Genomic DNA, 19,594 nt, shown 5'->3' with positions numbered 1-19,594 from the left:
TGATACGTCGTCGCAGGCACGCATGCCCGCGACGGACCGTTTCACCCGCCGATGGTCAGGATCGGCTTGAGGGTGACACCGCGGGTGCTGTCCTCGGCGGCCTGGTTGATCTGGTCCAGCGGGTAGAACTTCACCAGCTTGTCGAACGGGAAGCGGCCCTGCTGGTACAGCTGCACCAGCTGCGGGATGAATACCTTGGGCACGCTGTCGCCTTCCACGATGCCGCGGATGCTGCGTCCGCCGAGCAGCAGGTTGTTGACGTCGAACTCGGCCTTGGTCCCCAGCTTCGGGGCGCCGACCACGCCGATCACACCCAGCCCGCCAAGCGCTTCGATGCCCTGTGCCAACACCTCCGGACGCCCCGTGGATTCCAGTGCGAAGTTGGCGCCGCCGCCGGTGATCCCGCGCACCGCGTCGACCACATCGACCTCGCGGCTGTTGATCACATGCGTGGCCCCCAGTTCCGTGGCCAGTTCCAGGCGCGAAGGCACCACGTCGATGGCGATGATGGTGGTCGCACCGGCCACGCGCGCGGCCATCACCGCACTCAGGCCGACCGCGCCCGCACCGAAGCTGGCGAAGCTGCTGCCGGCGGTCACCTTGAGCGAATTGATCACCGCACCGGCGCCGGTCTGGATGCCGCAACCGAGTGGGCCGAGCAGTTCGATCGGCGCATCGTCGGGCACTTTGATCGCGTTGTTCTCGCGGCTCAGTGCGTAGGTGGCGAACGAGGACTGCGCGAAGAAGTGATCGTGCAGCGGGTTGCCGTCCGGGTCCTGGATCGCGGTGGAGCCGTCCAGCGCACCGCCACCGAAGTTGAGCCCGAAGAAGTCCTTGCAGTACGCGCCGTGTCCGCCGCTGCACGGATTGCAGTGGCCGCAGGCGCCGTAGGTCAGCACGACGTGGTCGCCCACCTTCAGGTCTTTCACGCCCGGGCCGAGCGCTTCCACGATACCCGCGCCTTCGTGGCCGAGCACCGCCGGCAGCGGCACGGGGTAGTACTGGTCACGCACGATCAGGTCGGTATGGCACAGGCCGGTGGCGACCACGCGGACCAGGACTTCATCGTCCTGCGGGCCACGGATGCGCGCCTTCTCGATCGTGAAGGGCTGTTCTTTTTCGCGCACCACGGCCACGGTGATGTCGCGCAGTTCTGCTGTTGCGGTCATGAGGGTCTCCTGGTTCAGATCGGATACGCGGGCGCTTCGCCCTTGACGGTCATCCACTGCCACTGGGTGAACTCGTCGATGTTGGACGGGCCACCGATGCTGGTGCCGTTGCCCGATGCGCCGACGCCACCGAACGGATTGATCACCTCATCGTTCACGGTCTGGTCGTTGATGTGCAGCAGGCCGGTGCGCAGTCGTTCGCCGAGCTTCAGTGCGCGGCCGACATTGCTGGACACGATCGCCATCGACAGGCCGTACTCGCTGTCATTGGCCAGCTCGACCGCCTCATCATCGGTATCGAACGGCACCACCACCGCGACCGGCGCGAAAATTTCTTCGTGGAAGGCCGGGTTGTCGCGGCTCACATCGCTGAGCACGGTCGGCTCGAAGAACAGATCCTTGTAGCCACCCCCGGTCGCGAGCGTGGCACCGGCGGCCTGCGCCTCGGCGATGATGCGCGCGGCGTGGTCGCGCTGCTGGGCGTTGATCAGCGGCCCGATCGCCACCTCGCCATCGGCCGGATTGCCGACCTTGAGCGACTTCGCCTTGGCCACCAGCTTCTCCAGGAAGCGGGCATGGATGCTGCGCTGGACCAATACTCGGCCGGTCGCCATGCAGATCTGGCCCTGGTGCAGGTAGACACCCCACGCCGTGTTGGCGATGGCCAGATCCATGTCCGCGTCATCGAGCACGATCAGCGAGTTCTTGCCGCCCAGTTCCAGCGACACTTTCTTGAGGTGCTTGCCGGCCGCTTCGCCGACCTTGCGCCCGGCGCCGGTGGAGCCGGTGAACTGGATCATCGCGATGTTCGGGTCGCTGGTCAGCGCCGCACCGGCCGCGCCATCACCGGGCAGCACGTGCAGCAGGCCGGCCGGCAACCCGGCCAGTTCGAACAGGCGCGCGATCACGAAGCCACCGCACACGGCGGTACGCGGATCCGGCTTGAGCACCACCGCGTTGCCCAGCGCCAGCGCCGGGGCGACCGCACGCATGGCCAGGTACAGCGGGAAGTTGAAGGGCGCGATCACCCCGACCACGCCGAGCGGGCGGCGACGCGCCAGGTTCAACCGGCCCGGTTCGGACGGCAGCACTTCGCCGATGCTGCGCGAGGGCAGTGCCGCCGCTTCATGCAGCGCCTTGGTATTCACCTTGGCCTCGAAGCCCGCCTTGAGCTGGGTCGAGCCACTTTCGCGGACCAGCCACTGCACGATCTCATCGTTGTGTTCTTCGGCCAGCTGCGCGGCGCGGCGAAGGATCTGCGCGCGGGTGTCATACGGGGCGCTGGCCCAGTCGCGCTGCGCCTTGGCGGCGGTGGCGGCGGCGCGCGCGATCTGCGCCGGGTCGGCCATCGCGATCTCGCCCAGGCGTTCGCCGGTGGCCGGTTCGACCACGTCCTGGGTGCCTGCACCCGAGGTCCACTGGCCATCGAAGAGCTTGCCGGACCAGGTGGCCGTCGGCAGGAATGCATGTGTTGCCATCGCTGATAACTCCTTGCGTCGTGTACCCGGCCATTGGATACCTGCGGCGGGCCACTGCCTATTGGCCAGTGGCTGGCATGCTGCAAGTGCTTGCCGGATAAGGATTTATCAGCATGACGAGTGTCCAGTTAATGGACAGTGGAAGCGTGCGTACACCGGCACCCACACGCCGCGCCGTACAATCAACAGCCCAGCCAGCGACACCGCCCGCCATGAACGATGCGTCCCTCACCGCCACCCACGACCCGATCGCCGAGACCCGGAAATGGCTGGAGCAGATCGTCATCGGCCTGAACCTGTGCCCGTTCGCCAAAGCGGTGTACGTGAAGGAGCAGGTGCGGTTCGTGCTCAGCGATGCCACCACCCCCGAGGCACTGGTCGAAGAACTGGCCGAAGAGCTGATCCTGCTGCGCGATACCCCGGCCGAGCAGATCGACACCACGCTGATCGTGCACCCGGACGTGCTGACCGATTTCCTGGACTACAACGATTTCCTCGACAACGCCGATGCGGCGATCGAAGCACTGGATCTGCAGGGCATCCTGCAGGTGGCCAGCTTCCATCCGCAGTACCAGTTCGCCGGCGCGGCGCCGGATGACGTGAGCAACTACACCAACCGCGCGCCCTACCCGACCCTGCACCTGCTGCGCGAAGACAGCGTCGAGCGTGCGGTCGCCGCGTTCCCGGATCCGGACGTGATCGTGGAGCGCAACATCGAAACGCTGGACAAACTCGGCATCGAAGGCTGGACGCGCCTGCTGGGCCGCAACGACATGCCGCCGTGTCACTGACGCCGCCGATCCTCGACTGGCCGGCACAGCCGCTGCGCGACCGCGTGGTGGTGATCACCGGCGGTGCGCAGGGCGTCGGCCGCGGCATCGCGCAGTCCGTGCTCGGCGCCGGCGGCAGCGTGATGATCGCCGATCTGGATGCCGATGCCGGCAAGGCCTGCCTGAAGGAATGGGCGCTGCCCGAACGCGCGGCGTTCCAGCGCGCGGACGTGGCCAGCGAGCGCAGCGTGCAGGCGTTGATGAAGGCCACGCTCAAGCGCTTTGGCCGCATCGACGGTCTGGTCAACAATGCCGGCATCGCCAGCGCACATGGCACGCCGTTGGCGGACATGCCGGTGGCTGAGTGGCAACGCCGCCTCTCCAGCCTGCAGGGTGCCTTCCTGTGCAGCAAGCATGCGCTGCCGGCCCTGCGCGAACATACGGGCGCGATCATCAACATCGCCTCGACGCGCGCGTGGCAGTCCGAACCGGACAGTGAAGCCTATGCCGCCGCCAAGGGCGGGCTGGTCGCCTTCACCCATGCGCTCGCGTTGAGCGAAGGGCCGGCGGTACGGGTCAACAGCATCAGCCCCGGCTGGATCACCACCGATGCCTGGCAGGCACCGTCACGCCGGCGCACGCCCAAGCTCTCGCCCCGCGATCATGCGCAGCATCCGGTCGGCCGTGTCGGCCAGCCGCCGGACATCGGCGCGCTGGCCGTCTTCCTGCTCTCGGATCTGGCCGGCTTCATCACCGGCCAGGACCACATCGTCGACGGCGGCATGACCCGGAAGATGATCTACGCGGAGTGAGTCACATGCCACTCCAGGCACGTAATCTCCACGCAACGTAGTGCCGGCCGCTGGCCGGCTCCCCGTATTGCATGGAACCACGCTCCCTCTATTACGCCATCCCGTTATGGCGCAGCAGCGCATCCACGGTCGGCGCGCGACCGCGGAACGCAGCGAAGTTTTCCGCCGCACTACGGCTACCGCCACGCGCCAGCACTTCATCGCGGAAGCGCTGGCCGGTTTCGGTCACCTTGTCCGGGGCTTCCTCGAACGCGGCATAGGCATCGGCGCTGAGCACTTCGGCCCATTTGTAGCTGTAATAGCCGGCCGCATAGCCACCGGCAAAAATGTGGCTGAACTGATTGGGGAAGCGATTCCAGGCGGGTGGGCGGTTGACCGCCACTTCATCGCGCACGCGTTCCAGCAACGCCTGCACGCTGTCCTGGGTCGGATCGAAATCGCTGTGCAGCTGCATGTCGAACAGGGCGAATTCCAGCTGACGCACGGTGAACATGCCGCTCTGGAAATTGCGCGCGGCCAGCATGCGGTCGAACAGCGCGCGAGGCAGCGGCTCGCCGGTGCCCACGTGGGCGGTCATCGCCTGCACGCGCTCCCATTCCCAGCAGAAGTTCTCCATGAACTGGCTCGGCAGCTCCACCGCATCCCACTCCACGCCATTGATGCCGGCCACGCCGAGTTCGCCGATGCGGGTCAGCAACTGGTGCAGGCCATGGCCCATCTCATGGAACAGCGTGGTCACATCGCTGTGGCTGAAGGTCGCCGGTTGTCCCGCGGCGCCCTTGCCGAAATTGCAGACCAGGTACACCAGCGGCGTCTGCACACCGGCGGCGGTATCGCGGCGGTTGCGGCAATCGTCCATCCACGCGCCGCCGCGCTTGCCTTCGCGTGCGTACAGATCCAGATAGAACTGGCCGACCAGCGCACCCTGTGCGTCGACCAGGCGGAAGAAGCGCACATCCGGGTGCCAGACCGGCGCGGTGTCCGGCTGGACCTCCAGGCCATACAGACTGCGGATCACGCTGAAGAGGCCGTCCAGCACCTTCGGCTCGGTGAGGTACTGCTTCACCTCCTGCTCGGAATAGCTGTAACGCGCCTGCTTCAGTTTCTCCGCGGCGAATGCCAGATCCCAGGCCTCCAGCGCGGGCATGCCCAGTTCGTCGCGGGCAAACGCGTCCAGCTCGGCGCGGTCGCGCTGTGCGTACGGCTTGGCACGCGCGGCCAGATCGCGCAGGAAACCCAGCACCTGCGGTGCATCCTCGGCCATCTTGGTCGCGATCGAATACTCGGCGTAGTTGGCGAAGCCCAGCAGCGTGGCCAGCTCCGCACGCAGCGCCAGCACGCGATCGATGTTGCCGCTGTTGTCCAGCGCGGCATCGCCGAACTCGGAGGCACGGATCGCGTTGGCGCGGTACAGCGCTTCACGCAGCGGGCGATGCTCGGCATACGTCTGCACCGGCAGGTAGCACGGCATCTGCAGGGTCAGCTTCCAGCCAGGCAGATCGTCCTTCTCCGCGGCAGCACGCGCGGCGGCGATCACGTCGTCCGGCAGGCCGGCCAGCTCGGCCGGGTCTTCCACGTGCAGCGACCAGGCATCGGTGGCGTCCAGCACATTCTGCGAGAACGTCGCCGACAGCGCGGACAGTTCCTCGCGGATCGCGCTGTAGCGTGCCTTCCCGGCGTCATCGAGTTCAGCACCGCCCAGGCGGAAATCGCGCAGCGCGTTCTCCAGCACCTTGCGGCGTGCCGGATCGTACTGCGCCGCTTCCGGCGCGGCGGCCAGGGCCCGGTACTGCTGGTAGAGCGCCAGATTCTGGCCCAGCGCGCTGCCGAAGCGGGTCACCTTGGGCAGGTTGGCGTTGTAGGCCTCGCGCAGCGCCGGGGTATTCACCACGGCCTGCAGGTGGCCGACCTGGCCCCACGCGCGCCACAGGCGCTCGGTGGCATCGTCGAGCGGGTCGGCAAAGCTCGCCCAGGTCACCGGGGTGACGGTCTCGGCGGTCTTCACCGCCGCCTCGGCCTCGGCGAGCAGCGCGTCGATCGCCGGGGCGATGTGCTCGGGCCGGATCGCATCGAAGCGCGGCAGGCCGGAAAAATCGAGCAGGGGGTTGGTGGGGGTCACAGGCATCTCCAGACAACGGGGCCGCCGCAGCGGCATCACCCCACGATATGGCATTGCCCCCCACCCCGCACAAGGCCCCGGCGTGCGCCGATAGGCCAGGTTCACGCCAGATCCGGCGCCCCGCTCAGTACAGCGCTTCCAGCGAGACGCAGGGCAGCACCGGCAGCCCCTGCCCGGCCACGGCAGCGGCGAGCAGAGCATCGGCGCCCTCCACGTCGATGCCCTGCTTCGGGTACCACTCAGGGTTGTAATAGCTGTGCGCGTAGCGCTCGCCGCTGTCGCACAGGATGGTCACGATCGAGCCGCTGCGGCCGGCATCGCGCATCAGCTGCGCGGCCTGCAGCACGCCGATGAAATTGGTCCCGGTGGAGCCGCCCACGCGGCGGCCCAGCTGACGGCTGACGTGGCGCATCGCCGCCAGGCTCAGCGCATCGGGCACCTTGACCATCGCATCGACGCTGGTCGGGATGAAACTGGACTCCACCCGCGGCCGGCCGATCCCTTCCACCCGCGAGCCGCCACTGCAGGTCAGCTCGCGCCAGGGCTGCCCGGCCAGCGCGGCGCAATAGCCGTCATAGAACACCGAGACCTCCGGGTCCGCGCACAGGATGCGGGTGTCATGCCGGCGGTAGCTCACGTAGCGGCCGAGCGTCGCCGCGGTGCCGCCGGTGCCCGGGCTGCACACGATCCACTCGGGCACCGGATGCGGCTCCTCGGCCATCTGCTTGAAGATCGATTCCGCGATGTTGTTGTTCGCGCGCCAATCGGTCGCACGCTCGGCATACGTGAACTGGTCCATGAAGTGGCCGCCGGTTTCGCGGGCCAGCGTTTCCGAATCGCAGTTCAGGTCGCAGGCACGCTCGACCAGATGGCAACGGCCGCCATGGAACTCGATCGCCGCGATCTTCTCCGGCGAGGTCGTCGCCGGCATCACCGCGATGAACGGCAGGCCCAGCAGGCGGGCGAAATACGCCTCGGACACGGCGGTGGAGCCGCTGGAGGCTTCGATCACCGGACGTCCTTCGCGCAGCCAGCCGTTGGTCAGCGCATACAGGAACAGCGAGCGCGCCAGGCGATGCTTCAGGCTGCCGGTGGGGTGGCTGGACTCGTCCTTGAAGTACAGGTCGATGCCCTCGAACCCCGGCAGGTCCATCGGAATCAGGTGGGTATCGGCCGAACGGTTGAAGTCGGCTTCGATCTTGCGGATGGCGGCGGCCACCCATTCACGCTGGGACATGATGAACGCTGCTCAGGGAGACACACCATTCTACCCGCCACCCCGTCCGGCCGGGACCGCTAAAATGGCGCGTCCGCCGCGCCGATGCGGCCCCGCCCCAGGATCCCCCATGAGCCTTGCCGCCTTCCAGAACCAGCCGGGTGTCGCCGCCCAGGTGCCCGCCGAAACCACCGGCTTCGTGTTCAACCACACCATGCTGCGCGTCAAGGACGCCGCCGCGTCGCTGGACTTCTACACCCGCGTGCTCGGCTTCCGCCTCATCGACCAGCGCGACTTCGCCGAGGCGCAGTTCACCCTGTACTTCCTGGCCCTGCTGCCGGCCGGCACCCAGATTCCCGAGGGCGACGACGCGCGCCGGGTGTGGATGGCCGGCATCCCCGGCGTGCTCGAGCTGACCCACAACCATGGCACCGAGAACCAGGACGGCCCGGTCTACCACGACGGCAATACCGACCCGCGCGGCTTCGGCCACATCTGTGTCTCCGTGCCGGACATCCAGGCCGCCTGTAACCGCTTCGACGCCCTGCAGGTGCCCTATCAGAAGCGCCTGGAAGACGGCCGCATGAAACAACTGGCCTTCATCAAGGATCCGGACGGCTACTGGGTGGAGATCATCTCCAATACCCCGATCGCCTGATCCCGCCTCTCCACGACGCGCCGGCCCCGCCGGCGCGTTGTCGAGGCTAGGGCTGGACCTGGAACTCGAAGGCCGCATGGAACGGCGCCTTCGGCGGCACGAACAACGTTTTCCCGGCGAACCCCGCATCAACGCAGCGCGCGACCGCCTCCTCGCCTTCGCGCCATGTCCGCACCACCCTGCCCTGCGCATCCAGCTGCAGCACCACGGTGAAGGGCGCCAGCGCCTGCGGCGCGGGCGTGGGCATGCAGCGCGTGAAGCTGGCCCCGCCGACCCGGCTCATGCTGTCCAGCATCTCCGCATACGCCGCCGGTGCCAGGCTGGCCTCATCGCGCTGCGCCAGCGCCCGCACCTGTTCATAGCCCGCGTCGCCTGCGACCGCCTGGGCCATCATCACCATCCACAGCATCGTGCCTCCTCCGCCTGCGCGTTCATGACGCCAGCGCGCAGCGTAGGTCAGCGTGCGGGCCGCCGGAAGGGCCGTGGCCGACAGACCGCTGCGCGTAGTCAGCAAGGTCGACACCGCCGCGATGCGTCGCGCTGCGTCCAGTGGTATATCTGCGCCCCGTCCCACCACCCAACGGAGCCGGTATGGAAACGATGGAACTGCACCGCGGCCGCCTGATCGATCACCTGCAACTGGTGGTCAGGGATCTCGCCGCCAGCCGCCGCTTTTACCAGGCTGTGTTCGACACGATCGGCATTCCGATCGCCGGCGCAGGCGACACCTACTTCTGGGCCGACGAACTGTTCATCTCCACGCCGGACAGCGACGCGGCGCTGGGCCAGCTCACCGGTCGCCACCACCTCGCCTTCCAGGCGCGCGACCGCGCCACCGTCGAGGCCTTCCACCAGGCGGCGCTGGCCAACGGTGGCAAGGACAACGGCGCCCCGGGCGAGCGTCCTTACCATCCGGGCTACTACGCGGCGTTCGCGCTGGATCCGGATGGCAACAACATCGAAGTGGTGTTCCATGGGCCGGCCACCTACAGCGCGGACTCGGTGAAAGTGACCTTCGAAGGCTGAGTCGGAACCTGAATTCTTCAGGGACCATCTGATGCGTCTCACTGGATGAGATCGTGCCTCGGTACGGTCCTTCCATGGAGACGATCCGCAAACTGGCCATCCTTGCCGATGCCGCGAAGTACGACGCGTCCTGCGCCTCCAGTGGCGCGGGCAAGCGCGATTCGCGTGCATCCGGCGGCATCGGCAGTACCGAGGGGATGGGAATCTGCCACAGCTACACGCCCGATGGGCGGTGCGTGTCGCTGCTCAAGATCCTGCTGACCAACTTCTGCATCTACGACTGCGCGTACTGCGTCAACCGCGTATCGAGCAACGTGCAGCGGGCGCGTTTCAGCGTGGAGGAAGTGGTCGCGCTGACGATGGACTTCTACAAGCGCAACTACATCGAGGGGCTGTTTCTCTCCAGCGGGATCATCCGCAATGCCGACTACACCATGGAGCAGATGGTGGAGATCGCGCGCGTGCTGCGCGAAGAACGCCGGTTCAGCGGCTACATCCACCTCAAGACCATTCCGGAAGCCTCCCCGGAACTTCTTGCGCTTGCCGGACGCCATGCCGATCGGCTGTCGATCAACATCGAGCTGCCGACCGAGGCCGGGCTGGCCAGTTTCGCGCCGGAGAAATCCCTGCCGTCGATCCGCGGCGCGATGGGCGAGCTCCGCTGGCGCATCGAGGAAGCCAAGGAAGCGCGCACGTCCCATCCGGACCCTGACGCGCCATCATCCTCGGCAGCCGCCGCAGCGTCCCCCGCGCCGGCCCTGCGCGGCCGCCGGGCACGCGCGCCCCGCTTCGCGCCGGCCGGGCAGAGCACCCAGATGATCGTGGGGGCCGACGGTGCCAGCGACAACCAGATCCTCAGCGCGGCCGACAATCTGTACGGCAACTATCGGATGCGCCGCGTCTACTACTCGGCCTTCAGCCCCATCCCCGATGCGAGCAAGGCGCTGCCCCTGCAGGCGCCCCCGCTGGCACGCGAGCACCGCCTCTACCAGGCCGACTGGCTGCTGCGCTTCTACGGGTACGGCGTGGAGGAAATCACCGATACCACCCAGGGCGGCATGCTGGATCTGGACATCGACCCGAAGATGGCCTGGGCGATCCGCCACCCCGAGCGCTTCCCGGTGGATCTCAACATCGCGCCCAAGGAGCTGCTGTTGCGCGTGCCCGGGCTCGGCGTGCGCAACGTCAAGCGCGTGCTGATGGCGCGGCGGCATGGACGCCTGCGCGTGGCCGATGTGGCCCGACTGCGTGCACCGATGAGCAAGCTGCTGCCGTTCGTGCAGCTGGCCGACCATCATCCGCGGCGTGCACTGGATGACCCGGCGGCACTACGTGCCCGACTGGCACCACCACCGCGACAGGGTGCGTTGTTCCCCGACGCGGCCGCCCACTGACATGTCGCGCTGGAGTGTGCGGGTCGACCCGGCGTGGTCTCTGGAAGCGTGGCGCACCGCCGCGCGCCTGGCCCTGCGCCACGCGGTCGCGCCGGATCAACTGGACTGGTTGCTTGGCAGCGAGACGTCGCTGCTGGATGCGCCATCGCTGACCTCGGTGGAGGACAGCGCGCCACAGGCCGAGCCGCAGGTCCATGTCCCCAAGAGCTTTGTCGAGCTGGCTGCCATCTGCCTGTGCCATCGCGATCCGCAGCGGATGTCACTGCTCTATCGCATGCTGTGGCGCATCACCCATGGCGAACGCAGCCTGCTGTCCAATCCCGCCGATGCCGACGTGCTTCGCGCCATGGCCTTGAGCCAGGCGGTACGCCGCGACACGCACAAGATGAAGGCCTTCGTGCGCTTCCGCGAAGTCCCCGGCGAACAGGATGCCTTCATCGCCTGGTTCGAACCGGATCACCAGATTGTCGACCGCGTCGCACCGTTTTTCGCGCGACGATTCGCCGGCATGCGCTGGGCGATCCTGACGCCGTACCGCAGCGTGCACTGGGATGGGCAGCACCTGTCGTTCGGCCCGGGCGGCCGCCAAAGCGATGCGCCGATGGAAGACGCACGCGAAGAATTATGGCGCACCTACTACGCCAACATCTTCAATCCGGCCCGGCTCAACACGCGCATGATGCAGCAGGAGATGCCCGCCAGATACTGGAAACACCTGCCCGAAGCCTCGTTGCTGCCACAGCTGGTGCGTGATGCCGGTGGCCGGGTGCAGGAGATGCACGACCGTGAAGCGCAGGCCCCGCGGCGGCGCATTCCCCAGGCCATCGCGGCACTGGAGCCCGCCACAGAGACGACGCCTGCCACGCTCGACGCGCTGCGCGATGCCGCCGCGGCGTGCCGCCGCTGTCCGCTGTGGGAACCGGCCACGCGGACGGTGTTCGGTGAAGGTCCACCGAATGCATCGATCATGCTGGTCGGCGAACAACCCGGGGACAGCGAGGACCTCAGCGGGCATCCGTTCGTCGGCCCCGCCGGGCAGCTGCTGGATCGTGCGCTGCGCGAACTCGGCATCGAGCGCAGCGCGCTCTACCTGACCAATGCGGTCAAGCACTTCCGTTTCGAGCGGCGCGGCAAGCGGCGCATCCACAGTAAGCCGCAGATAACCCACATCAACGCGTGTCGGCCCTGGCTGATGGGCGAGATAGAGAACGTGCGACCGCAGGTGATCGTCTGCCTGGGGGCGAGCGCGGCCACGGCCGTGTTCGGGGCCGGCTTCAATCTGATGGAGAACCACGGACGCTGGCACGTGCTGGACGACGGCACGCGGGCGTTTGCCACGGTGCATCCGTCGTGGGTACTGCGGCAGACCGGCGATGCAGCGCGCGAGGGCGCCTATCGGCTGCTGAAGGACGACCTCCAGCACCTGGTCGAGGTCCAACGTACACGTTGACCTCGCATGGGGTTGCCGGCCGATGGCCGGCAATGCCCGTCAACGCAGATCGGGCAGCGTCAGTGCGCCGCCATGTAGATGTCCTGCAGGACCGCCTTTTCCAGCTCCAGCTCGCTGAGCAGATTCTTCACGATATCGCCCAGGCTCAGGATGCCGACCAGCGTGGCGCCTTCGGTCACCATCAGATGACGATGGCGGGAGTACGTCATCAGCGCCATCGCCTGCTTGAGGCTCGCATCGGGGCCGATGCCTTCCAGCCCTGCCGACGGCAGCGTGGAGATGACCCGCCTGCCCGCCTGGGGACCATCTTCCGCAAGGCTGCGCACGATGTCCTTCTCGGACACGATACGCACCGGTGCATCGTCTTTCATCACCACGAGGGCGGCGATCTTGTGCGCGCTCATCTTGTGGGCCGCGGCACCGATGGTGTCTTCCACATCGATGGTGACGATGGCTTCTTTCTTGGATTGCAGGAGTTCGCGGACGTTCATTCTTGTTTCCTGTTACAGGTTACTGAAGTCGAGAGATGCGCCTGGTTGCAGCGAGGTCGGTGGCATCGCCACGCGGTCCTCGGTCATTCGATTCTACGTCCGCACCCCGGCCCAGGAGTTTGCAAATCTGGGACGGTTCGTCGTGGAAGCGGGGGACGACCCTGAGAATGGCACCGCCAGTAAAACCGTCGCTGAATGCCGCCGCAGGGCACGACTAAAGTTCCAGTGCCGGCGGCCGCGTAGAGCCACCCCATGGGTGGCGCACAAAAAAGGGTGGCCCCGCAGGACCACCCTCGATACGCATCAGCGCCGCCTTGGCGGCGGACGCATCACTCCACCGTCACGCTCTTGGCCAGGTTGCGCGGCTTGTCCACGTCTGTCCCGCGGGCCAGCGCGGTGTGATAGGCCAACAGCTGCACCGGAATCGTATGCACGATCGGGCTCAGCACACCAGCATGGCGCGGCGTGCGGATCACATGCACGCCTTCGGACTCGACGAAATTGCTGTCCTGGTCGGCGAACACGAACAGCTCACCGCCGCGGGCACGCACTTCCTGCATGTTGGATTTGACCTTTTCCAGCAGGCTGTCGTTCGGGGCGATCACCACCACCGGCATCTCTTCATCCACCAACGCCAGCGGGCCATGCTTGAGCTCGCCGGCGGGATAGGCCTCGGCGTGGATGTACGAGATTTCCTTGAGCTTGAGCGCGCCTTCCAGCGCGATCGGGTAATGCAGCCCACGGCCCAGGAACAACGCGCTGTTCCTGCGCGCGAAGCGCTCGGCCCACGCGGCGATCTGCGGCTCCATGTTCAGCGCATGCTGCACGCTGCCCGGCAGGAAGCGCAGCTGCTCCAGGTGGTCCGCTTCCTGGGCGGCATCGATGCGGCCATGCAGCTTGCCCAGCACCACGGTGAGCTGGAACAGCGCGGCCAGCTGGGTGGTGAAGGCCTTGGTCGACGCGACACCGATCTCGGCACCGGCACGGGTGTAGCAGACCAGTTCACTGGCGCGCGGGATCGCGCTCTCGGGCACGTTGCAGATCGAGAGCGTATGCAGGTGGCCGAGCGACTTGGCGTACTTGAGCGCCTCCATCGTATCCAGCGTTTCGCCGGACTGGGAGATGGTGACGATCAGGTGCTTGGGATTCGCATAGGCCGCGCGATAGCGGTATTCGCTGGCGATCTCGACACTGCACGGCAGCCCGGCGATCGCTTCGATCCAGTAGCGCGCGGTCAGCCCGGCGTAATAGCTGGTACCGCAGGCAAGAATCTGCACACCTTCGATACCCGACAGCACAGCCTCGGCATTCTTGCCGAACAACGTGGCCGGGAAACCGCCGGCATCGATCGCCGCTTCGATGGTGTCGCCCAGTGCGCGCGGCTGCTCGTGGATTTCCTTCTGCATGAAGTGGCGGTACGGGCCCAGCTCCAGCGAGGCAAGCGATACGTCGGACAGATGCACGTCGCGCACGATAGGCTGGTTGTGCTCGTCATACACCTGCACGCCATCGCGGCGGATATCGGCCGTGTCGCCCTCTTCCAGGAAGATCACCGTGCGGGTGGCCTGGAGGATCGCCGAGACGTCGGAAGCGACGAAGTTCTCGCCCTCGCCGACGCCGATCAGCAGCGGGCAACCCATGCGTGCGCACACGAAGTGATCCGGCTCGGCACGGCTCATCACCGCCAACGCGTAGGCACCGGTCAGCTCCTTGACCGTGCGCTGCAGCGCCGACAGCAGGCTGTCGCCTGCCTTCAGATGATGGTGCATCAGATGCGCGATCACTTCGGTGTCGGTCTGCGACTCGAAGACGTAGCCCAGCGCGCGCAGCTTCTCGCGCTGTTCTTCATGGTTCTCGATGATGCCGTTGTGGACCAGCGCCACGCCGTGGCTGATGTGCGGGTGCGCATTGGCCTCGGTCACGCCACCATGGGTCGCCCAGCGGGTGTGGCCGATGCCCAGCAGCGACTGGAAGCCTTCGCTCGCGGCGGCCTTCTCCATCTCGGCCACGCGGCCGGTGCGGCGCACGCGGCGGACATCGGGTGCGGCGGCAGAGGCGTCGATCACGGCAATGCCGGAGGAGTCGTAGCCCCGGTATTCCAGCCGCTTCAATCCTTCGATGAGTACCGGTACCACGTCGCGATGGGCGATCGCTCCCACAATGCCGCACATAGATTCAGATCCCTGCTGGTAAGCCCCGCATTCTAGCGCGGCGGCCCCGGACGCTTGGGCGCTGTCCGCTTAACGAAAGTGTCCGGCCCGGTGTCCGCGGACACACGGACACGCGGCCGATTTCGCAAGCCCTTGTTTTCAAAGGGTGAAAACTTGGCACGGAGTCTGCTTGGTACTTCGTAACCCAACCGCGAACGAGCCCGATGATCCGCGACACTTCCGCCCAGGACCAGACCCTTTCCTCGCATGCCGCGCCCGCCCCGTGGAAGCGCTGGCTGTGGCCGGCGGTCGCCGCGCTGGTCGTGCTGCTGGCGATCGGCTTCGCCGCCCGTGCCTGGCTCGGGGCCAGCCGCTCCTTCGACAGCGCCCGCGTCCGCATCGCCGAGGTCACCCGCGGCGACATGGTCCGCGACATTGCCGCGGACGGTCGCGTGATCGCGGCCAACAACCCGGTGCTGTATGCGATTTCCGCCGGCAACGTGAACCTGAAGGTGGTGGCCGGTGACGTGGTCAAGCAGGGCCAGGAACTGGCCGTGATCGACAGCCCCGAACTGCGCAGCAAGCTGGCCCAGGAACAGGCCACCCTGGCCGGCCTGCAGGCCGAGGCGAGCCGCGCCACCCTGGATGCGACCCTGGCGCGCGCCACGGCACAGAAGGATACCGACCAGGCGGTGATCGAACGCCAGGCGGCCGTGCGCGATCTGGAGCGCTACAAGCGTGGCTTCGATGGGGGCGCGGTGCCGCAGGTCGATGTCGCCAAGGCCGAAGACACGGTCAAGAAGAGCGACATCCAGCTCGAACATGCCCGCAAGGATGCCATGCTCAAAGCCCAGGGCGCCGACCTCGATGCGCGCAACAAGCGCCTGCTCGCCGACCGCCAGCGTGCGGTGGTGACCGAGGTCGAGCGCCAGGTCGACGCCCTCACGCTGCGTGCGCCGTTCGATGGCCAGGTCGGCCAGGTGCAGGCGACCCAGCACACCAACGTGGTCGCCAATGCGCCGATCCTGGGCGTGGTCGACCTGTCGCGCTTCGAGATCGAGATCAAGGTGCCGGAAAGCTTCGCCCGCGAGCTGACGATCGGCATGCCTGCGCAGCTGACCGGCGGCAGCGGCCAGTTCGCCGGCGAGATTTCCGCCGTCTCCCCGGAAGTAGTCGCCGGCGAGGTCAATGCCCGCATCCGTTTCGCCGACAAGCAGCCGCAGGGCCTGCGCCAGAGCCAGCGGATGCAGGCCCGCGTGCTGCTCGATACCCGCCGCAACGCACTCAAGATCGAGCGCGGCCCGTTCGTCGAACAGGGCAACGGCTACGCCTACGTCATGGAGGGCAGCCATGCCATCCGCCGCCCGGTCAAGCTCGGCGTGAGCAGCCTGGGTGAAGTGGAAATCCTTTCCGGCCTGCAGCCCGGCGACCGCGTCGTGGTCTCCGGCAGCGATCTGTTCGGCGATGCCGAGCGCGTGTCCGTCAACTGAATCATTCCCTTTCGATCCTCTCGACTTTCAAAGGAAAACAGCCATGCTTGAAATGCGCTCGGTCGCCAAAGTCTTCCGCACCGAACAGGTGGAAACCCATGCCCTGCGGTCGCTGGACCTGCACGTCCGCGAAGGCGAGTTCGTTGCCGTGACCGGTCCGTCCGGTTCGGGCAAGACCACCTTCCTCAACATCGCCGGCCTGCTGGAGACCTTCACCAGCGGCACCTACCTGCTTGATGGCCAGGACGTCAGCCAGCTCGGCGATGACGCGCGCAGCCGCCTGCGCAACCAGAAGATCGGTTTCATCTTCCAGGGCTTCAACCTGATCTCCGATCTGAACCTGTTCGACAACGTCGATGTGCCGCTGCGCTACCGCGGCATGCCCGCCGCCGAGCGCAAGGAGCGCATCGAGCACGCGCTGGCCCAGGTGGGCCTGGGCTCGCGCATGAAGCACTACCCGGCCGAACTCTCCGGCGGTCAGCAGCAGCGCGCCGCGATCGCGCGGGCGCTGGCGGGCAGCCCGCGCCTGCTGCTGGCCGATGAACCGACCGGCAACCTGGACAGCCAGATGGCCCGTGGCGTCATGGAGCTGCTGGAAGAAATCAATGCCAAGGGCACCACGATCGTGATGGTGACCCACGACCCCGAACTGGCCGCCCGTGCCAAGCGCAACGTGCACATCGTCGACGGCCAGGTCACCGACCTGCTGCGCGATCCGGTGCTCTCCACGCCGCGCCCCGCGGTTGCCGCCGCCATCGCCAACGACTGAGGCCGGCCATGATCGCTTACTACTTCCGACTGGCCCTGCGCAGCTTCCGGCGCAACAAGGTGCTGACCGCGCTGATGGTGATCGCCATCGCGCTGGGCATCGGCGCGTCGATGACCACGCTGACCGTGTTCCACGTGCTGTCCGGTGATCCGATTCCGCAGAAGAGCGACCGGCTCTTCAGCGTGCAGATTGATCCACAGTCGGCGCTTGGCTATCAGCCTGGCGAAGAACCGGCCGACCAGTTGACCCGCTTCGATGCCACCAAACTGCTGAGCGAGAAACATGCCAAGCGCCAGGCGATGATGACCGGTGGCGGCGTCACCATCGAGCCGGACAGCAGCACGCTGCGTCCGTTCGTCACGGATTCTCGCTACACCTCGGGCGACTTCTTCCCGATGTTCGATACCCCGTTCCAGTACGGCCAGGGATGGAAGGAATCCGATGACGAAGGCCGCGGCCGGGTCGCGGTGATCACGAAGACACTCAACCAGAAGCTGTTCGATGGCGCCAACAGCGTCGGCAAGTCGCTGCGCATCAATGGCAACACGATGACCGTGGTGGGCGTGCTGGACGAGTGGCACCCCAACCCGCACTTCTACGATCTCAATACCGGTCGCTATGGCGACAGCGAAGATGTGTTCGTTCCCTTCACCACGGCCATCGAGCTGAAGTTCGACCGCAGCGGCAGCATGGACTGCTTCGGCCGCCGCAACGAGCCCGATCCGACCGGCCCGACCGCCAGCTGCACATGGATCCAGTACTGGGTGGAGCTGGAGAATGCCGGGCAGGCTGCGGAGTACCGCCGCTACCTGGAAAACTACTCCGACCAGCAGCGTGCGGCCGGCCGCTTCGAGCGTCCCAACAACGTCCGTCTGCGCAATGTCATGGAGTGGCTGGACTACAAGAAGGTGGTCCCCGGTGACGTACGGCTGCAGCTGTGGTTGGCGATGGGCTTCCTGCTGGTCTGCCTGATCAATACCGTGGGCCTGCTGCTGGCCAAGTTCCTGCGCCGCAGCGGCGAGATCGGCGTGCGCCGGGCGCTGGGTGCCAGCCGCGGCCAGATCTTCCTGCAGTCGCTCATCGAGGCCGGTACGGTCGGCCTGGCCGGCGGCCTGCTTGGCCTGGTGCTGGCGATGCTGGGGCTGTACGCGGTGCGCCAGCAACCGGTGGACTACGCCAAGCTGGCCACGCTGGATGGGCAGATGCTGCTGATGACCTTCGCGCTGACCCTGGTCGCCAGCCTGCTGGCCGGTTTCCTGCCGGCGCTGCGCGCCATGCAGGTCGCGCCCGCCATCCAACTCAAATCGCAGTAAGGATCCGGAGTACACCATGGATATCCGTCCCATCCTCTCCACGCTCCGCCGGCATAAAACCGCCGCATCGCTGATCGTGCTCGAGATCGCCCTGACCTGCGCCATCGTCTGCAATGCGCTGTTCCTGATCGGGCAGCGCATCGAGAAGATCAACCAGCCCAGTGGCATCGCCGAAACCGAACTGATCGAAGTCCGCCTGGGCGGCATCGGCACCCAGGTCAATGCCGCAGCGCGCACCCGCGAAGACCTGGCGGCATTGCACGCCATTCCGGGCGTCAAGAGTGCAGTCACCCTGAACCAGATTCCGTTCCGCAACAGCTCCTGGAACACGGGCCTGGGGCTGACCCCCAACCAGGAACGCTCGACGCTGAGCACCTCCCAGTACTTCGCTCGCGAAGGCGCGCTGGAGACCCTGGGCGTGGAGCTGATCGCCGGCCGTGATTTCCAGAGCGACGAATACCGCGACGCGGCGGATGCCCTGACCGACGAGAACGCCGAAAAAACGGGCTCGGCGATCATCGTCACCAAGGCGATTGCCGACAAGATGTTCCCCGGCGGTGATGCCTTGGGCAAGACGGTCTACAGCGGTTCCATGCCATTGCGCATCGTCGGCATCGTCAAGGTGCTGGCCCGCCCGAATGCGGTAGGCGGCGACATCCAGTATTCGATCATGCTGCCGTTGCGGGCGACCTACGACGAAGGCTTCTACCTGATCCGTGTCACCGATCCCGCGCGCCGGGACGAAGTGATCAAGGCAGCGGTGACGGCACTGGAACGTGTCGATTCGAGCCGGCTGATCCGCGGCAAATCCACCTACGAGGAACAGCGCAGGAAGTACTTCGCCAACGACCGCGCCATGGTCGGCCTGCTGATCACCGTGTGCGTGGCACTGCTGGTGGTGACCGCACTGGGCATCGTCGGCCTGGCCAGCTTCTGGGTGCAGCAGCGCACCAAGCAGATCGGCATCCGCCGTGCGCTGGGCGCCACCCGCAGCCAGATCCTGCGTTACTTCCAGACCGAGAACTTCCTGTTGACCACGGTCGGCATCGTGCTGGGCATGTTGATGGCCTACACGATCAACCTGTGGCTGATGAACAACTACGAGCTGCCGCGCATGCCCATCAGCTACCTGCCGATCGGCGCGGTCCTGCTGTGGCTGCTCGGCCAGATCGCGGTGTTCGGCCCGGCCCGCCGCGCCGCGTCCGTGCCCCCCGCCGTCGCCACCCGGAGTGCCTGACGGCCCGTTCCGAAGGCGGTCCCCGCAAGGGCGGGGGCCGCAGTCCGGCAGC

General features: G+C 66.8%; 17 protein-coding genes. 10 read left to right on the top strand and 7 right to left on the bottom strand.

The window, feature by feature from the left end; all coding sequences use genetic code 11:
- Positions 1–41 precede the first annotated feature (41 nt).
- Complete coding sequence (locus tag HH110_RS02310; RefSeq protein ID WP_176988137.1) at positions 42–1,169, bottom strand: NAD(P)-dependent alcohol dehydrogenase; 1,128 nt, start codon at positions 1,167–1,169, stop codon at positions 42–44.
- A gap of 14 nt (positions 1,170–1,183) precedes the next feature.
- Positions 1,184–2,647, bottom strand: coding sequence for a benzaldehyde dehydrogenase (locus tag HH110_RS02305; protein WP_176988136.1), 1,464 nt, complete (start codon positions 2,645–2,647; stop codon positions 1,184–1,186).
- Positions 2,648–2,859: 212 nt separating this feature from the next.
- Here HH110_RS02305 and HH110_RS02300 point away from each other — a divergent pair, with 212 nt between their 5' ends.
- Together HH110_RS02300 and HH110_RS02295 are read left to right on the top strand one after the other, a co-directional pair.
- The gene (locus HH110_RS02300) at positions 2,860–3,438 is read left to right on the top strand and encodes a DUF1415 domain-containing protein (protein ID WP_176988135.1); all 579 of its coding nucleotides are present in this window, start codon (positions 2,860–2,862) and stop codon (positions 3,436–3,438) included.
- Positions 3,429–4,229 carry an SDR family oxidoreductase gene (locus tag HH110_RS02295; protein WP_176988134.1) on the top strand — a complete coding sequence of 267 codons (801 nt, stop codon included), beginning with the start codon at positions 3,429–3,431 and terminating at the stop codon, positions 4,227–4,229. The genes HH110_RS02300 and HH110_RS02295 overlap by 10 nt, the downstream gene beginning before the upstream one ends.
- Before the next feature lie 91 nt (positions 4,230–4,320).
- On the opposite strand, the gene HH110_RS02290 is transcribed toward HH110_RS02295, so the two are convergent.
- Complete coding sequence (locus HH110_RS02290) at positions 4,321–6,354, bottom strand: M3 family metallopeptidase (RefSeq protein WP_176988133.1); 2,034 nt, start codon at positions 6,352–6,354, stop codon at positions 4,321–4,323.
- Positions 6,355–6,472: 118 nt separating this feature from the next.
- Positions 6,473–7,585, bottom strand: a complete 1,113-nt coding sequence (locus HH110_RS02285) for a PLP-dependent cysteine synthase family protein (protein ID WP_176988132.1) — start codon at positions 7,583–7,585, stop codon at positions 6,473–6,475.
- Positions 7,586–7,694: 109 nt separating this feature from the next.
- Here HH110_RS02285 and gloA point away from each other — a divergent pair, with 109 nt between their 5' ends.
- The gene (gene gloA / locus HH110_RS02280) at positions 7,695–8,222 is read left to right on the top strand and encodes a lactoylglutathione lyase (RefSeq protein ID WP_176988131.1); all 528 of its coding nucleotides are present in this window, start codon (positions 7,695–7,697) and stop codon (positions 8,220–8,222) included.
- 46 nt (positions 8,223–8,268) lie between these two features.
- On the opposite strand, the gene HH110_RS02275 is transcribed toward gloA, so the two are convergent.
- A complete protein-coding gene (locus tag HH110_RS02275; RefSeq protein WP_176988130.1) occupies positions 8,269–8,745 on the bottom strand; it encodes a hypothetical protein in 477 nt (158 codons plus the stop codon).
- A gap of 68 nt (positions 8,746–8,813) precedes the next feature.
- Here HH110_RS02275 and HH110_RS02270 point away from each other — a divergent pair, with 68 nt between their 5' ends.
- From HH110_RS02270 to HH110_RS02260, 3 genes are all read left to right on the top strand, one after another.
- Entirely contained in the window at positions 8,814–9,248 is a 435-nt protein-coding gene (locus HH110_RS02270) for a VOC family protein (protein WP_176988129.1), read from the top strand.
- A 74-nt stretch (positions 9,249–9,322) separates the two neighbouring features.
- Entirely contained in the window at positions 9,323–10,642 is a 1,320-nt protein-coding gene (locus HH110_RS02265) for a putative DNA modification/repair radical SAM protein (protein WP_176988128.1), read from the top strand.
- Between the two features lies 1 nt (position 10,643).
- On the top strand, positions 10,644–12,092 hold the full coding sequence (locus tag HH110_RS02260; RefSeq protein ID WP_176988127.1) for a UdgX family uracil-DNA binding protein: 1,449 nt from the start codon (positions 10,644–10,646) through the stop codon (positions 12,090–12,092).
- A 59-nt stretch (positions 12,093–12,151) separates the two neighbouring features.
- Here the strand turns inward: HH110_RS02260 and HH110_RS02255 are convergent, their stop codons facing one another.
- Positions 12,152–12,583: a CBS domain-containing protein gene (locus HH110_RS02255; protein WP_176988126.1), complete on the bottom strand. Its 432-nt coding sequence runs from the start codon at positions 12,581–12,583 to the stop codon at positions 12,152–12,154.
- Between the two features lie 329 nt (positions 12,584–12,912).
- A complete protein-coding gene (gene glmS / locus HH110_RS02250) occupies positions 12,913–14,754 on the bottom strand; it encodes a glutamine--fructose-6-phosphate transaminase (isomerizing) (protein WP_176988125.1) in 1,842 nt (613 codons plus the stop codon).
- A gap of 203 nt (positions 14,755–14,957) precedes the next feature.
- On the opposite strand from glmS, the gene HH110_RS02245 reads away from it, so the two are divergent.
- Genes HH110_RS02245 through HH110_RS02230 form a run of 4 tightly spaced genes read left to right on the top strand, consistent with a single transcriptional unit; the run spans position 14,958 to position 19,542 of the window.
- A complete protein-coding gene (locus HH110_RS02245; protein WP_176988124.1) occupies positions 14,958–16,223 on the top strand; it encodes an efflux RND transporter periplasmic adaptor subunit in 1,266 nt (421 codons plus the stop codon).
- 43 nt (positions 16,224–16,266) lie between these two features.
- A complete protein-coding gene (locus tag HH110_RS02240; RefSeq protein WP_176988123.1) occupies positions 16,267–16,992 on the top strand; it encodes an ABC transporter ATP-binding protein in 726 nt (241 codons plus the stop codon).
- Positions 16,993–17,000: 8 nt separating this feature from the next.
- Positions 17,001–18,305 (top strand): ABC transporter permease, encoded by a 1,305-nt coding sequence (locus tag HH110_RS02235; protein WP_176988122.1) that lies wholly within the window; start codon positions 17,001–17,003, stop codon positions 18,303–18,305.
- Between the two features lie 16 nt (positions 18,306–18,321).
- On the top strand, positions 18,322–19,542 hold the full coding sequence (locus tag HH110_RS02230) for an ABC transporter permease (protein WP_176988121.1): 1,221 nt from the start codon (positions 18,322–18,324) through the stop codon (positions 19,540–19,542).
- Positions 19,543–19,594 lie beyond the last annotated feature (52 nt).

This window comes from Stenotrophomonas sp. SAM-B, from assembly GCF_013387485.1.
GTDB lineage: Bacteria > Pseudomonadota > Gammaproteobacteria > Xanthomonadales > Xanthomonadaceae > Stenotrophomonas > Stenotrophomonas maltophilia_AA.
This window is presented reverse-complemented; position numbering and strand designations above follow the sequence as displayed.